Below are 15,095 nucleotides of genomic sequence, written 5' to 3' on the forward strand. Positions count from 1 at the left end.
TGAGACTTTAAGTCTCCTGAAGGAACGTTGAAGACGATGACGTTGATAGGCCGGGTGTGTAAGCGCAGCGATGCGTTGAGCTAACCGGTACTAATGAACCGTGAGGCTTAACCTTACAACGCCGAAGGTGTTTTGGCGGTGAGAGACAGATTTTCAGCCTGATACAGATTAAACAGAATTTGCCTGGCGGCTTTAGCGCGGTGGTCCCACCTGACCCCATGCCGAACTCAGAAGTGAAACGCCGTAGCGCCGATGGTAGTGTGGGGTCTCCCCATGTGAGAGTAGGGAACTGCCAGGCATCAAATTTAGCGTGCTGATATGGCTCAGTTGGTAGAGCGCACCCTTGGTAAGGGTGAGGTCCCCAGTTCGACTCTGGGTATCAGCACCACTTTATACTTAGGTTAAAGTTCGGCAAGAAGTAAAAGAATTTGTCTGGCGGCTTTAGCGCGGTGGTCCCACCTGACCCCATGCCGAACTCAGAAGTGAAACGCCGTAGCGCCGATGGTAGTGTGGGGTCTCCCCATGTGAGAGTAGGGAACTGCCAGACATCAAATAAGTGAAAAGGCCATCCGAAAGGATGGCCTTTTTGCGTTTCTGCGCTGCACAAACCGTAGGCCGGGTAAGGCGAAGCCGCCACCCGGCAGAGCAAACGACTAATGAATTACCTGCGATAAAAATGCTCGCGTACGTTCTGACTTCGGATGCGCAAAGAACTCATCCGGCGGTGCCTGCTCAACAATCTCGCCGCGGTCCATAAAGATCACCCGGTCGGCCACGGTTCTCGCGAATCCCATCTCATGCGTGACGCACAGCATCGTCATGCCGGATTGGGCCAGCCCAATCATGGTATCCAGTACTTCTTTCACCATTTCGGGATCCAGCGCAGATGTCGGTTCGTCAAACAGCATGATTTTGGGTTTCATGCACAGCGAACGGGCGATAGCCACGCGCTGCTGTTGCCCGCCCGAGATCTGACCAGGAAACTTATTGGCATGCTCCGCGATGCGTACGCGTTCAAGGTAGTGCATCGCCAGCGCCTCCGCCTCCTGTTTCGGCATCTTTCGGACCCAAATCGGCGCAAGCGTACAGTTCTGCAGAACGGTCAGGTGTGGAAACAGATTAAAGTGCTGAAATACCATTCCCACTTCCTGCCGCACGCGTTCGATATTGCGGATATCTTCATTCAGTTCAATACCATCAACCACAATGCGCCCTTGTTGATGCTCTTCAAGATGGTTAATACAGCGAATGGTTGTGGATTTACCTGAACCGGAAGGGCCGCAAAGGACGATGCGTTCGCCCTGCTTTACCTTAAGATTGATGTCCTTCAGGACATGAAACTGTCCATACCATTTATTGACGTTTTCCAGCGTAATCATCGCGTTGGCGGTTGTCATAGTCATTTGGCTCATAATTTCCTCAGTGCGGTGTACGCCCGGTGTTAAAGCGCTTTTCCAGATGCTGGCTATAGCGCGACATGCTAAAACAAAAGATCCAGTAGATCAGAGCGGCAAAGACATATCCCTCGGTGGACATACCCAGCCAGACAGGGTCAACGGTTGCCTGCTGCACGCTGCTAAAGAGATCGAACAATCCGATGATGATCACCAGGCTGGTATCTTTAAAGAGAGCAATGATCGTATTGACCAGACCAGGGATAACCAGCTTGAGCGCTTGCGGAAGGATCACCAGCCCCTGCGTTTTCCAGTAACCGAGCGCCAGCGATTCCGCCGCTTCGTACTGGCCTTTAGGCAATGCCTGCAGGCCACCGCGTACAACTTCAGCGACATAGGCGGACTGGAAGAGAATCACCCCGACCAGGGCACGGATCAGCTTGTCGATCGTTGTACCTTCCGCCATAAACAGTGGCAGCATGACCGACGACATAAACAGTACGGTGATAAGCGGTACGCCGCGCCAGAACTCAATAAAGATAACGGAGAGCACGCGTACGACCGGCATTTTTGAACGGCGACCCAGGGCGAGTAAAATGCCCAACGGTAGCGCGCCGGCGATCCCTACAGAAGCGATAATCAATGTCAGCGTCAGGCCACCCCACTGGCGTGTTTCAACGCGTTCCAGCCCCAGAAAACCGCCATACAGCAGCACCCAGACAATAATCGGATAAATCACCGCCCAGCCAGCAATATAGCGCCCGCGATGAGGCAGCTTTTTCCAGAACATGACTGCAACAGAGAGCAGGCCGATGACCAGCGCCAGATTAATCCGCCAGCGCTGTTCATGCGGATACAATCCATACATGAACTGACCGAAGCGCTCATGAATAAACACCCAGCAAGCGCCGGCTTTTGTGCAATCTGCCCGAGTTGTACCGACCCAGTTGGCCTGTATAACCGCCCAGTTCAGCAGGGGAGGAATCAATTCCCACATTAGCCACAGGCAGACAATCGTCAGCAGGCTATTACTCCAGCTGGAGAAGAGATTCTTACGCGCCCAGAGAATAAAACGTCCACCCGTCGAGCTGGCAGGGCGCGAGGAGTGCGACAGTATCGCTTTTGTCATCATAGATCCTTAGCGCTCGACCAGTGCTATACGACGGTTATAAAGGTTCATCAGCAACGAAATGGCCAGACTGATGAATAGATAGACGGACATGGTGATGGCAATGGTTTCTATGGCCTGTCCGGTCTGGTTAAGCACGGTTCCGGCGAAGAGAGACACCATATCCGGATAACCAATGGCAGCTGCTAGCGATGAGTTTTTGACAATGTTGAGATACTGGCTGGTCAGGGGCGGAATGATCACCCGTAAAGCCTGCGGAATAATGACCTGGCGAAGCGTCACGGTATTCGGCAAACCGAGTGAACGTGCCGCCTCGTGCTGCCCGTAAGGCACGGCCTGGATCCCGGAGCGGATGATTTCCGCAATAAACGCGGAGGTATAAATTGAAAGCGCCAGCGTGAGTGCTGCCAGTTCAGGAATTAACACCATACCACCCTGGAAGTTGAACCCGCGTAGGTGAGGAATATCCCAGTGCAAGGCTGCACCAAAAAGCCAGTGAGCAACTAACGGTAAGCCAACAATCAGCGCAGCGGCAACTGGCCATGTTTTACGAAGCTGTCCGGTTTTAATCTGATGCTTACGGTTATAGCGGAACAGGCCGACGGAAATCGCGAGCGCAACAATAATGGCGACGATAAAGGCGTAAATCCCTTCGGCCACCTGCGGAGAGGGAATGTATAACCCACGATTACTCAGGAAAAACAGCTCAAACGCATCGACGGCCTGGCGGGGACCGGGAAGATTACGCAGCACCGCGAAATACCAGAAGAAGATCTGCAGCAGCGGTGGGATGTTGCGAAACGTCTCAATATAGATGGTGGAAAGCTTTCGCAGCAGCCAGTTTTCAGAAAGACGCGCCAGCCCAATAAAGAAGCCCAGGATGGACGCGAAGACAATACAAAGTGCCGATACCAAAAGCGTATTCAGTAAACCGACCACAAACACGCGTCCGTACGTGTCACCCTCCTGATAGTCGATAAGGTGCTGAACAATCCCAAAGCCCGCGCTGCGATCCAGAAACGCAAAACCGGAGGTGATACCGCGATTATTCAGGTTAGTGATGGTGTTATGGATGAGATACACGGCGATAAGAACAACCGCAACAATAGCAATAATCTGGAATAGCCAGGCGCGGACCGCGGGATGAGAAAAGGATAGCGATCCTTTTACGGCTGAGCGGCGATGGGACATAAAGAAACCTCAGTAACCATGACTCTGGAGTGGGCACTGCCCGAGCAGTGCCCGTTACAGCTATGACTTAACGTACTGGTGGCGCGTACTGAATACCGCCGTTATTCCAGAGATTGTTCTGGCCGCGTTTGATCTTCAGCGGGCTTTCCGATCCCACGTTACGCTCGAAGATCTCTGCGTAGTTACCCACCTGTTTGATGATGTTGTAAGCCCACTTGTTATCCAGCTTCAGATCCTTGCCGAAATCACCTTCTTTACCGAGCAGGTGCGCCATATCCGGGGTGGAAGGATTCGCCGCTTTCTCATCAACGTTTTTCGAGTTGATGCCCATCTCTTCTGCATTCAGCATGGCAAACAGCGTCCAGCGAACGATAGAGAACCAGTCTTCATCGCCACGACGCACAACCGGTCCGAGAGGTTCTTTGGAGATCACTTCAGGCAGGACAATCCATTCCGCCGGATTGCTCAGCTTAATGCGTAAGGCATACAGCTGTGACTGGTCAGAGGCCAGGGTGTCGCAGCGACCGGATTCCAGCGCTTTGGCTGATTCATCCGAGCGGTCGAAAGTCACAGGGGTGTATTTCATCTTATTTGCTTTGAAATAATCCGCGACGTTCAGCTCGGTATCGGTACCCGCCTGGATACACACGGTGGCGCCATCCAGTTCTTTGGCGCTTTTCAGGCCCGCTTTATTGTGGGTCAGGAAGCCGATGCCGTCATAATAGGTCACGCCCGTAAATGACATCCCCATACCTGCATCGCGGGAGGAGGTCCAGGTGGTATTACGCGAGAGCATGTCAACTTCGCCGGACTGCAGCGCCGTAAAGCGCTCTTTCGCCGTCAGCGGGGTGTACTTTACTTTGCTGTCATCACCAAAAACCGCTGCTGCGACGCCACGGCAGACATCCACATCAATACCGGTAAATTTGCCGTTCGCATCGGCATAAGAGAAGCCAGGTAGACCGTCGCTGATACCGCATTGAACAAAACCTTTCTTTTTAACGGCATCCAGCGTCGTTCCCGCATGGGCTTGACCGACTATGGCAAACAACATGCCTGCAGCGGTCAGGCTGGCTATCATCGTCTTTTTCATAATGGATCCTGTGTGGCGAAATTTATTGTTATAGAAGCGTTTTTAAGCGCTTAACCTGTCTGTGGCATTGGCCAACGTTTATAAAGCAAACGTAATGCCAGTTTTGAGTTCAGCGAGATAAGAGAAAACTGAACGCTTAATGCAGAGTGTAGACAGGCTTAAATAAAATGAGCGCCCCGAAACAGTGCGAAATTACAACCTGTGCCACAAATTGGAGCAAAAGTTTTAACCGGGATGAGATAAAAAGAAGAGATAGTTTCTCAGGTGAATATTGGCAGAGTATTCAATAGTATTAATGTATGAAAATCATCAGAGATAAGAAAAAGGTGTTGATAGCGGTTGGTTGAAATGAAATATAAGAATAAATGCGGAACTTTTTTATTTATTAGAAAATGGTGCACTCATTAAAAGCAAAAGCGCGGCTGGAGCCGCGCTTTCTGAACAGATGTTACTTCGTCAGGGCAACAATACCTAACGTTAAACCCGCTACTGCGGCAGCGCCGCCGGCGATGGCACCCGCTGTTTCCCAGTTGTCCTGGGTGGTGCCTTTCATACAGGTATTGGTATGAACCAGTCGGCCCTGATCATCGTAAACCGGTACACAAGGAGAGTCGTGCGCGCAACCAGCAAGCAGCGCAGCGAGAAGTGCAACGGAAATGAATCTTTTCATGATGTTACCTCAGTATTATTTCTTATTCGCTGCAAAGCCAGGAGGGCTATTAACGAACTAGAGATTATTTTACCACCAGGGTAAGTTCCCGTTACACGTGGAATAATCTCAAATTATGTAGTTTGTAAAAATCATGGAGAAAAAGCGTTTTCTGGATAAATTCATGGAGAAATTATGGAGTCGCAACAGGGCGCTTTTACTTAATGCAAACTCATGAATTTTTTATATGCGATTCAATAATGACTAATCCATTGTTTATATTAAAATAAAAAAGGCACCAAACGGTGCCTTCAGGGATACGTTAATCCTTATGGTTGGTAAACCGTCTCCGGACAACCACAAAGAAAACGGGCACAAAGAAAATAGCCAGAAGCGTTGCGGAAAGCATGCCTCCCATCACACCCGTACCGACGGCGTTTTGCGCTCCGCTCCCGGCTCCGGTGCTAATTACCAGCGGCATGACGCCAAGAATGAAGGCCAGGGAGGTCATCAGGATCGGGCGAAGGCGCATTCTTGAGGCTTCCAGCGTGGCCTCAATGATACCTTTACCTTCTTTATCCATCAGATCCTTAGCAAATTCGACGATCAGGATGGCGTTTTTCGCCGATAACCCAATCGTTGTCAGCAGGCCGACCTGGAAATAGACGTCATTGTTTAACCCGCGCAGCGACGCTGCGAAAAGAGCCCCGATGACGCCTAACGGCACAACCAGCATGACAGAGAAGGGTATGGACCAGCTTTCATACAGTGCAGCCAGGCACAGGAACACCACGATCAGTGAAATGGCGTACAGTGCAGGCGCCTGGTTACCGGAAAGGCGTTCCTGATAAGACATTCCCGTCCAGTCATAGCCGATGCCGGAAGGCAGTTTTGCCGCCAGGCTTTCCATCATCACCATGGCCTCACCGGTACTTTTCCCTGGGGCTGACTCACCGAGGATCTCCATGGACGGCATGCCGTTATAGCGTTCCAGACGAGGAGAACCGTAAACCCAGTGAGCGCTGCTAAAGGATGAGAACGGCACCATTTCCCCATTCGCGCTGCGCACGTAGAGATTGTTGATGTCCCCCGGCAACATTCGGAATTTCGCATCCGCCTGGACGTAAACTTTTTTCACACGGCCATGATCGATAAAGTCATTCACATAGGTACCACCCAACGCCGTCGATATCGTCTGGTTGACGTCAGAAATGCTAATACCCAGCGCCTGCGCTTTCTCCTGATCGACATCCAGTTTGAACTGCGGTGTATCCTCCAGGCCGTTAGGACGCACGCGAACCAGCAGGTCAGGGTGCTCTTTCACCATGCCGAGCAGCTGATTACGCGCCTGCGTCAGCTGGGTATGCCCCAGGTTTGCCTGATCGATAAGTTCAAAGTCGAAGCCCGTTGCGGTTCCCAGTTCGATAATGGCAGGCAGGTTAAACGGAAATACAAGGCCGTCTTTAATCTGGCTGAACGCTTTTGTCGCTCGGCCCACGATGGCCTCAACGCTATTTTTCTCCCCAGAACGTTCTTCCCAGGGCTTCAGGCTGACGAAGGCGATACCGGAGTTCTGGCCCTGACCGCTAAAGCTAAAGCCGTTAACGGTAAAGACGGATTCAACGTTCGCTTTCTCTTGGGTCAGATAGTAGTCCTGAACCTGGTCGAGAACCTGCTGAGTACGCGTCTGGGTCGCACCCGCCGGGAGTTGAACCATCGTCATAAATACCCCCTGATCCTCTTCAGGCAGGAAGGAAGTAGGTAAGCGCAGGAACAGCACCGCCATCCCACCGACAATAAGGACGTACACCACCAGATAGCGGCCGGTCTTACGCAAAATACCGCTTACGCTGTTGCTGTAGTGCTCCACGCTCTTATCAAAGAGCGCATTGAACCAGCCAAAGAACCCCCCTTTCTTCTCATGATGATCGCCAGAAACGGGCTTAAGCAGCGTTGCGCAGAGTGCGGGCGTCAGGATCAGCGCAACCAGCACGGAGAGGGCCATGGCGGAAACGATAGTCAGCGAGAACTGGCGATAGATGGCGCCCGTCGAGCCACCAAAAAAGGCCATCGGGACAAAGACCGCCGAGAGAACCATCGCGATCCCCACCAGCGCGCCCTGGATCTGCTCCATCGACTTCTGCGTGGCCTCTTTGGGCGGCAGCTTGTCCTCTACCATCACGCGCTCAACGTTCTCGACCACCACGATGGCGTCATCAACGAGTAGCCCTATCGCCAGTACCATCCCGAACATCGTCAGGGTGTTGATGGAGAAACCGAACGCCGCAAGAACCGCGAAGGTACCCAGCAGAACCACCGGCACCGCGATAGTCGGAATGAGCGTCGCGCGCAGGTTTTGCAGGAACAGATACATGACCAGGAAGACCAGAACGATCGCTTCAAACAGGGTCTTCACCACTTCATGAATAGAAATTTTCACAAAAGGCGTGGTGTCATAGGGATAGACGACCTTCAACCCCTGCGGGAAGAACTGTTGCAGTTGCGCCAGTTTGCTCTTGATGGCTGCCGCGGTATCCAGCGCGTTTGCCCCGGTTGCCAGCTTAATCCCCAGGCCGGTTGCGGCCTGCCCGTTGATTTTGGTCACCATATTGTAGTTTTCGCCGCCGAGCTCAATGCGAGCGACATCCTTCAGGTGAACCATCGAGCCGTCCTGGTTCACCTTGAGCGTCACGCGGCCAAACTCTTCCGGTGATTTCAGGCGAGTTTGCGCGATGATGGAGGCATTCAACTGCTGTCCAGGAACCGATGGCGTACCGCCCAACTGACCTGCCGCTATCTGGTCGTTCTGCGTTTTCAGCTGGTTGATAATATCCAGCGGCGTCAGCTGGTATTTATTCATCGCGTTGCTGTCGAGCCAGATGCGCATCGCATACTGGGCGCCAAACAGCTGAACGTCGCCGACACCCGTCGTTCGGCTGATAGCATCTTTGACGTTCGAGGCGACATAGTCGGAGATATCATCCTGAGTGAGGTTTTTGTTGTCCGAAACAAAACCGGCGACCAGCAGGAAGCTGCTGCTGGATTTCTCAACGCCAATCCCCTGCTGCTGTACCTCTTGCGGCAGCAGCGGCATGGCGAGCTGCAGTTTGTTCTGCACCTGCACCTGGGCGATGTCCGGATCCGTTCCTGACTCGAAGGTCAGTGTGATGGTGACATTACCTGCTGAATCGCTGGTGGAAGACATGTACATCAGGTTGTCGATACCGTTCATGTTCTGTTCGATAACCTGGGTCACGGTATCCTGCACCGTCTGGGCATCAGCGCCGGGGTAGGTCGCAGAAATCGCCACGGCTGGCGGAGCAATCGTCGGATACTGGGCGACGGGCAGTTTGAGAATGGCCAGCCCGCCTGCAATCATCAAAATGATGGCAAGTACCCAGGCGAAAACTGGCCTTTGAATAAAGAAATTAGCCATGTCGTCGTTCCTTAACTGGCGGGAGTCGTGGTGGTATCTGGCGTGGCGACGACGGTAGCCCCTGGTCTGACTTTTTGTAATCCGCTGACAATCACGCGGTCACCGTTTTTCAGCCCTTCCGTCACCAGCCAGCGGTCGCCAATGGCCTGAGGCGCAACGACGGTACGTGATTCAACCTGGTTTTTATCATTAACCACCAGCACGGTTGCGTCGCCACGCGGCGTTCGGGTCACGCCCTGCTGCGGAACCAGAATGGCATCTGGCTGTGTGCCTTCATCAATGCGGGCGCGAACGAACATCCCCGGTAACAGCAGGTGTTGAGGGTTCGGGAAAATGGCGCGCAGCGTGATTGAGCCGGTGCTTTCATCCACCGTAACGTCGGAGAACTGCAGGGTGCCTTTCAGCGGATAGGGCTGACCATTCTCCATCAGCAGCTCAACGCTGCTGGCCGTGTCGCCTTTTTGCAGGCTCGTCTGCTTCAGGCGCATAAATTCATTGCTCGACTGGGTCACATCGACATAAATCGGATCAAGCTGCTGGACCGTGGCCAGCGCTGCGGCCTGCCCGTTCGTCACGAGCGCCCCTTCCGTCACGCTGGATTTGCCGATGCGGCCATCGACAGGGGACGTTACTTTGGTATACGCAAGGTTGATACGTGCGCTTTCAACGCCCGCTTTTGCGGCGACAACGCCGGCATCTGCCTGCTGGGCCGTGGCCACGGCCTGGTCATACTCTTGTTTGCTGACATACTGTGTTCCCACCAGTGGGAGATAACGTTTCACCGTCAGGTGTGCAATATTGGCCGCCGCCTGCGCCTTTGCCAGCTCGCCTTTCGCGCTGTCGTAAGCCGCCTGATAGGTCGCAGGATCAATTTGATAAAGTGATTCCCCAGCTTTTACATCGCTACCTTCCGTGAAGTTGCGACGGAGAATGATACCGCTAACCTGTGGACGAACCTCCGCAACGCGGAACGCATCTGTTCTGCCCGGGAGTTCAGTTGTGACGGCCAGCGGCGCACTTTTCACGATATGGACGCTGACCTGAGGCGCCTGTGCATGTTGTTGTTGTTTTTCCTGGCCATCGCATCCAGTGAGCAGTACAGCGCAGACAATGAAACCGGCTAAGGGTAAACATCTGAAATGATTCGTCATGACTGTTCCTTTAAATACCCATTAACCGATGTTTGCCGTAGATCGGTAGTGGGGCAGAGGGAAAAAATAAAATGTAGCTGCGTATAATAATGAGGGTATTTAATGTTTTTTAATTTATAAGTGCGAATGACGAGGCCTGAGAGGAAAATCAGAATCAGTCCCGTAGAAAATACGGCTATACTTCTGCCCGCTAAATCAGGCTAATAGAGCTTAACCGGTAAATTTATTCATTTCGTGAATTTAATTCCGGGCATGTATTTAGATTGTTTATAGATTAAGTAAATTGACTTTTTTTGTGCAAAATTAAAACGGCTTTTAGTGAATACTTCCAGCCATCCGAACCTGATGTTATGTATATACCCTGCGAGTAAAGAGTAGCTGTCAATGGCGCGTAAAAAGAAAGAAGAGGCTCAACAAACCCGACAGCAGTTGATTGAGGCGGCTATCGGGCAGTTTGCGACGCGAGGCGTAGCCAGCACGACGCTGACGGATATCGCCGATGCCGCAAAGGTTACGCGTGGTGCTATCTACTGGCACTTTACCAGTAAAGCAGAGATATTTAATGCCATTTGGGAACAGCAATTACCGCTACGTGAAATCATTCGCGACAGGCTTTCTCTCTCCGAAAATGATGATCCGTTGTTAATACTTCGTGAGCAATTCATTACTGCGCTTCAGTATATCGCATGCGAACCCCGTCAATGTGCGCTATTACAAATTTTGTATCATAAATGTGAATTTACTAGCGATATGATTTCAGAGGATGAAATTCGGAAACGTATTGGGTTCAATTATGATTCTTTGCGCGTTACGCTGGAAAAATGTATTTCTCGAAACATCATTTCGTCGCAGGTGAACGTTGAGCTGACCATGATAGTATTCCACGGTTTTTTTAGCGGCATCATTAAAAACTGGTTAATGAATACCGACAGTTTTAATCTTTATCAGCAGGCGCCAGCCCTGGTCGACAGTATTCTGGCGACACTCCCTCTCTTGCGCGTGTCGCCTCATAATGATTACGGCTCAGCGCCTGGCAACATTTCACCCCGTGCACAAAGCGCCTCGATGGTCTGCGCGCTGGCGGGTTTACCTAACAGATAACCCTGTAAGGTATTACAGCCCAGCTCCGTCAAAAAGGCTTGCTGCGCTTCGGTTTCCACACCTTCGGCCACGACTTTCAGGTTGAGCGTTTTCGCGAGGGCCACAATCGCAGAGACAATGGTGGCATCCTCGCTTTCACCGCTTAACTCTTTCACAAACGCTCTGTCTATCTTCAGTTCACAGGCCGGTAAACGCTTGAGATACAGCAGGCTCGAATATCCGGTCCCAAAATCATCAATCGAGGCTTTCACCCCAGCATCCGTCAGCTCTGTCAGCACCCGCACGCTCTCATCGGGGTTGCTCATCGCCGTAGTTTCCGTGACTTCCAGGATCAACATTTCCGGCGGGACGTGATGACGCTCCAGGCAGTCGAGCACTGTTTTAACCAGCGAGGGCTGTTCGAACTGCAGCGTCGACAGGTTTACTGCCATTGACCAGTTTCGATGCCCCTGCAGATGCCATTCTCTCAGCTGGCGACAGGCTTCATTGAGCACCCAGTTACCAATAGGGATGATAAGCCCGGTTTTTTCCGCCAGCGGCAGGAAAAGATCCGGCGTCAGTAAACCCTGCTTCGGATGCTGCCAGCGCAGCAGCGCTTCAAACCCGAGGAGAGGGCCCGCGGGCGCGTGAAACTTTGGCTGATAAAGCAGGCGCAGTTCATTACGATCGACGGCCATCCACAGATCGTTCATTAACTGAAGATGGGTCTGCGCCAGAGTGTTCATGGAGGGCTGGAAAAAGTGATAGCCGTTTCGGCCCATATGCTTGGTGTGATACATCGCCGCGTCGGCGTTAAACATCAGCTCACGTTCGGTTTTGCCGTCGTGAGGGTACAGGGCGATACCAATGCTAAGCGTTACCACCAGTTCGTAGGGGTCGAGAGTGAACGGGCTATCGATCGCCCGCACCAGCGAATTTGCCAGCGAGGCCGCATCGTCCGGACCTTCTCCCTCAGCCAGCAGAACAAACTCATCGCCGCCAATGCGTGCAAGGGTAAACTGGCCCTTCAGGAGATGCAGCAGACGCTGCGTAACGGCGACCAGCAGCCTGTCACCGACATCATGGCCGTAGGCGTCATTGATGGCTTTAAAACCGTCGAGATCCATGAACATCAGGGCGAAATGGGTACCTTCACGGTCAGCTTTGCTGATGGCCTGATCGAGCCGGTCCTCCAGCAGGATACGGTTGGGCAGACGCGTCAGCGTATCGTGCAGCGCCAGCTGCGCAAGTTCCCGGTTCGCTTCTGCCAGCGACGAGGCCAGAAGGGCGGTTCGTGCCTGCAGGCGGGCATCCAGCATCGACACCAGCAGGGTGATCCCAAGAATAGAGAGCGCGACGACGCTGACCAGCACGGCCAGCCAGCTGCCGTTAATACCCTGATGGTGAACCATGGTGGACATTGGAAACTGCGCGGCCTTCATCCTGGCGTAGTGCATACCGGCGATAGCAATTCCCATCGTGATGGCGGCACCCAGGCGCATCAGCACCACCTGAGCGGCTTCGTGGCGCAGGCGGAAGGTCAGCCACAATGCTGCAAGCGAAGCGACAAGCGCAATCACGACCGAAATGGCCACCCACAGCGTGTCCCAAACGATCCCCGGCCTCACCTCCAGCGCCGCCATACCGGTGTAATGCATGGCAACAATGCCGATTCCCATCACCAGAGCGCCGGGGAGCAGGCGGCGCATGCGCAGTTGTTCACAGCTGACGAGCCATAGCGCAAACAGTGACGACCCCACGGCGATGACCATAGATAAAATCGTCAGGGTCGCGTTGTAGCTCATGCTCATGGAGAGATCCATCGCCAGCATGCCGATAAAGTGCATGGCCCATACGCCAATGCCCATCGCAACACCGCCTCCCGCCAGCCAGACGCGCGCTGCGACACCCTGACTCCCGGCGACGCGTGCAGCCATATTCAGCGCGGTGTAAGCAGCAAGGATAGCAACAGCAAAGGAGAGGGCTACTAGGATAGGGTTATATTGGCTAACCAGCATGGTCGGTTCTACTCGAGTATGACGTTACGCAGGAGAGGTTGAGAAGGGCGAGACATTATCACCGTCAGGTAACGGCTCAAAGGGATTTAAATCCCCGTTTTTAGTGGGCAATACGGGGAGGCCGATGACGGCAGGGTGTTAATCGAGTTCTGAACAGTTCACTAATTTCAGCGGATTGACGGAGTTCATATTGCGGCACTTGTCGGTTTCGGTGCTCATCAGTTCAATCCACTGCATCAGGAGGGCATCGAAAAGGAAAACGGAGATTGCAAAGACGACCAGCCACCAGTATTTACGAATCATTGTGTCATTCCGCGAGAAGAGAGCCACTGAAGTGGTGGAAATATACACGAAAAGAAGCGGTTTAAAAGCGGGATAAGCAAAGGTTTACAAAGCGTTGACGGTGAAAGAATAAGACAATAAAAAAGGCGCATCCCCATGCCAGGTAGCGCCTTTTTAAACAAGCATTTAACTGATTAGTATCAGTTCATGCCGTATTTTTTCAGTTTCTTACGCAGAGTACCACGGTTGATACCCATCATCAGCGCAGCGCGGGTCTGGTTACCGCGGGTGTATTGCATCACCATGTCCAACAGTGGCTGTTCAACTTCAGCCAGTACCAGCTCATACAGGTCATTAACATCCTGACCATTCAGTTGAGCAAAATAGTTCTTCAGTGCCTGTTTAACCGAGTCACGCAGGGGCTTTTGAGTTACCTGATCCTGAGAGTTAACGGTAGAAACGGTCAGTACGTCAGAATTTACGCGTTGTTCGAACATAGTTCTGTCAGCTCTTTATTTCATTACGCAAGATTTTCGAAGTATGCCTCCAACGCCTCCAGCTGTTCGCTGGCATCCTCAATGGCGTTGAATGTGCGCCGAAACTGGTCATCTGGAGCGTGCTCCTGGAGATACCAGGAGACGTGTTTACGCGCAATTCGGTACCCTTTTGCCTGACCGTAGTGGTCATGCAGTTCCCGAACATGCGAACAAAGCAAGCGCTTTACCTCTGCCAGAGGCAGTGGGGCAAGCAGCTCCCCAGTGTCCAGATAATGCTGGATTTCCCGGAAGATCCAGGGTCTTCCCTGAGCTGCACGTCCTATCATCAGAGCATCAGCTCCCGTATAGTCGAGTACAGCCCTGGCTTTAAGCGGGTCAGTTATGTCGCCATTCGCGATAATCGGAATGGAAACCTTCTGCTTAACTGCCCGAATGCTGTCGTATTCAGCTTCACCATTGAACAAACAGGCGCGAGTGCGTCCGTGGATGGTCAGGGCCTGAATACCACAATCTTCGGCCAGTTGGGCAATCTCTACACAGTTACGGTGTTCCGGCGACCAACCCGTGCGAATCTTCAACGTAACAGGAACGTCCACTGCGCTGACAACCGCCGTCAGGATAGCTTTCACCTGGTCGGGGTATTGCAGAAGGGCTGAACCTGCAAGCTTGCGATTCACCTTTTTGGCCGGGCAACCCATATTGATATCAATAATCTGGGCACCACTTTCCACGTTAATACGCGCGGCATCTGCCATCTCTTCAGGCACGCTTCCGGCAATTTGCACGGTGCGAATACCTGGTTCATCAATGTGCACCATCCGAAGGCGGGATTTATCGCTTTCCCAAACCTGCGGGTTAGACGACATCATCTCGGATACGGTTAAACCGGCTCCCATCTCATAGCACAGCGTCCTGAACGGCCGGTCGGTAATACCTGCCATTGGGGCTGCGATCAGGCGATTTCTAAGCTGGTGGTGTCCGATGCGCATGAGTTAAGAAATGACCATACTGTGACTGCAAGGCGGCGTATATTACGCATTTTTTGCACGAGATGAAAGGCCAAACTTTGAACAATCCACTGTTGTAGATCAAGGAATCGCCGCGCAATCTTTTCGTTTAAAATTATTCATTATTTAAATCATTGAGTTATGCGATGATGGCTATTTTATGTGCGC

Annotated in this window: 12 protein-coding genes, 1 tRNA gene and 3 rRNA genes; 5 read left to right on the forward strand and 11 right to left on the reverse strand. The window is 52.5% G+C overall.

From position 1 onward, the window contains the following. The 4 genes from APT89_RS07830 to rrf (APT89_RS07845) form a co-directional block, all read left to right on the forward strand. Positions 1-115: ribosomal RNA gene (locus APT89_RS07830) — 23S ribosomal RNA — on the forward strand; the annotation flags it as partial. A 67-nt stretch (positions 116-182) separates the two neighbouring features. Beyond that, a 5S ribosomal RNA gene (gene rrf, locus APT89_RS07835) occupies positions 183-298 on the forward strand. A gap of 14 nt (positions 299-312) precedes the next feature. Next, positions 313-388 (forward strand) — tRNA-Thr (locus APT89_RS07840). 43 nt (positions 389-431) lie between these two features. Further along, positions 432-547, forward strand: a 5S ribosomal RNA gene (rrf, locus tag APT89_RS07845). Between the two features lie 106 nt (positions 548-653). Here the strand turns inward: rrf (APT89_RS07845) and APT89_RS07850 are convergent. The 7 genes from APT89_RS07850 to APT89_RS07880 all read right to left on the reverse strand — a co-directional run bounded on the left by APT89_RS07850 (position 654) and on the right by APT89_RS07880 (position 10,043). After that, positions 654-1,412: an amino acid ABC transporter ATP-binding protein gene (locus tag APT89_RS07850; RefSeq protein WP_041907797.1), complete on the reverse strand. Its 759-nt coding sequence runs from the start codon at positions 1,410-1,412 to the stop codon at positions 654-656. A gap of 7 nt (positions 1,413-1,419) precedes the next feature. After that, positions 1,420-2,523: an amino acid ABC transporter permease gene (locus APT89_RS07855; RefSeq protein WP_060572023.1), complete on the reverse strand. Its 1,104-nt coding sequence runs from the start codon at positions 2,521-2,523 to the stop codon at positions 1,420-1,422. A 9-nt stretch (positions 2,524-2,532) separates the two neighbouring features. Further along, on the reverse strand, positions 2,533-3,714 hold the full coding sequence (locus APT89_RS07860; RefSeq protein WP_045630751.1) for an amino acid ABC transporter permease: 1,182 nt from the start codon (positions 3,712-3,714) through the stop codon (positions 2,533-2,535). A 67-nt stretch (positions 3,715-3,781) separates the two neighbouring features. After that, entirely contained in the window at positions 3,782-4,807 is a 1,026-nt protein-coding gene (locus tag APT89_RS07865) for an amino acid ABC transporter substrate-binding protein (protein WP_060572024.1), read from the reverse strand. Positions 4,808-5,255: 448 nt separating this feature from the next. Continuing rightward, a complete protein-coding gene (locus tag APT89_RS07870) occupies positions 5,256-5,477 on the reverse strand; it encodes a lipoprotein (protein ID WP_008502867.1) in 222 nt (73 codons plus the stop codon). Between the two features lie 301 nt (positions 5,478-5,778). After that, positions 5,779-8,892 (reverse strand): efflux RND transporter permease subunit, encoded by a 3,114-nt coding sequence (locus APT89_RS07875; RefSeq protein ID WP_049136867.1) that lies wholly within the window; start codon positions 8,890-8,892, stop codon positions 5,779-5,781. A gap of 11 nt (positions 8,893-8,903) precedes the next feature. Continuing rightward, on the reverse strand, positions 8,904-10,043 hold the full coding sequence (locus tag APT89_RS07880; RefSeq protein ID WP_060572025.1) for an efflux RND transporter periplasmic adaptor subunit: 1,140 nt from the start codon (positions 10,041-10,043) through the stop codon (positions 8,904-8,906). A gap of 384 nt (positions 10,044-10,427) precedes the next feature. Between APT89_RS07880 and envR the strand changes: the two genes are divergently transcribed. Next, a complete protein-coding gene (gene envR, locus APT89_RS07885) occupies positions 10,428-11,144 on the forward strand; it encodes an acrEF/envCD operon transcriptional regulator (protein WP_060572026.1) in 717 nt (238 codons plus the stop codon). Here envR and APT89_RS07890 read toward each other — a convergent pair. The 4 genes from APT89_RS07890 to dusB all read right to left on the reverse strand — a co-directional run bounded on the left by APT89_RS07890 (position 11,060) and on the right by dusB (position 14,909). Further along, positions 11,060-13,141, reverse strand: coding sequence for a putative bifunctional diguanylate cyclase/phosphodiesterase (locus tag APT89_RS07890; RefSeq protein WP_060572027.1), 2,082 nt, complete (start codon positions 13,139-13,141; stop codon positions 11,060-11,062). The genes envR and APT89_RS07890 overlap by 85 nt on opposite strands. A gap of 138 nt (positions 13,142-13,279) precedes the next feature. Further along, the gene (locus tag APT89_RS07895; RefSeq protein ID WP_014885446.1) at positions 13,280-13,444 is read right to left on the reverse strand and encodes a DUF2556 family protein; all 165 of its coding nucleotides are present in this window, start codon (positions 13,442-13,444) and stop codon (positions 13,280-13,282) included. 179 nt (positions 13,445-13,623) lie between these two features. Beyond that, positions 13,624-13,920: a DNA-binding transcriptional regulator Fis gene (gene fis / locus APT89_RS07900; RefSeq protein WP_000462905.1), complete on the reverse strand. Its 297-nt coding sequence runs from the start codon at positions 13,918-13,920 to the stop codon at positions 13,624-13,626. A 23-nt stretch (positions 13,921-13,943) separates the two neighbouring features. After that, positions 13,944-14,909 carry a tRNA dihydrouridine synthase DusB gene (gene dusB, locus APT89_RS07905; RefSeq protein WP_008502861.1) on the reverse strand — a complete coding sequence of 322 codons (966 nt, stop codon included), beginning with the start codon at positions 14,907-14,909 and terminating at the stop codon, positions 13,944-13,946. Positions 14,910-15,095: the final 186 nt, after the last annotated feature.

The sequence above is a fragment of the Enterobacter sp. 50588862 genome (assembly GCF_001462935.1).
Classification (GTDB): Bacteria; Pseudomonadota; Gammaproteobacteria; order Enterobacterales; family Enterobacteriaceae; genus Enterobacter; species Enterobacter bugandensis.

Coding starts and splice junctions, on each gene's coding strand:
- APT89_RS07850 (WP_041907797.1), bottom strand. CDS start 1,412: ATGAGCCAAATGACTATGACAACCGCCAACGCGATGATTACGCTGGAA.
- APT89_RS07855 (WP_060572023.1), bottom strand. CDS start 2,523: ATGACAAAAGCGATACTGTCGCACTCCTCGCGCCCTGCCAGCTCGACG.
- APT89_RS07860 (WP_045630751.1), bottom strand. CDS start 3,714: ATGTCCCATCGCCGCTCAGCCGTAAAAGGATCGCTATCCTTTTCTCAT.
- APT89_RS07865 (WP_060572024.1), bottom strand. CDS start 4,807: ATGAAAAAGACGATGATAGCCAGCCTGACCGCTGCAGGCATGTTGTTT.
- APT89_RS07870 (WP_008502867.1), bottom strand. CDS start 5,477: ATGAAAAGATTCATTTCCGTTGCACTTCTCGCTGCGCTGCTTGCTGGT.
- APT89_RS07875 (WP_049136867.1), bottom strand. CDS start 8,892: ATGGCTAATTTCTTTATTCAAAGGCCAGTTTTCGCCTGGGTACTTGCC.
- APT89_RS07880 (WP_060572025.1), bottom strand. CDS start 10,043: ATGACGAATCATTTCAGATGTTTACCCTTAGCCGGTTTCATTGTCTGC.
- envR (WP_060572026.1), top strand. CDS start 10,428: ATGGCGCGTAAAAAGAAAGAAGAGGCTCAACAAACCCGACAGCAGTTG.
- APT89_RS07890 (WP_060572027.1), bottom strand. CDS start 13,141: ATGCTGGTTAGCCAATATAACCCTATCCTAGTAGCCCTCTCCTTTGCT.
- APT89_RS07895 (WP_014885446.1), bottom strand. CDS start 13,444: ATGATTCGTAAATACTGGTGGCTGGTCGTCTTTGCAATCTCCGTTTTC.
- fis (WP_000462905.1), bottom strand. CDS start 13,920: ATGTTCGAACAACGCGTAAATTCTGACGTACTGACCGTTTCTACCGTT.
- dusB (WP_008502861.1), bottom strand. CDS start 14,909: ATGCGCATCGGACACCACCAGCTTAGAAATCGCCTGATCGCAGCCCCA.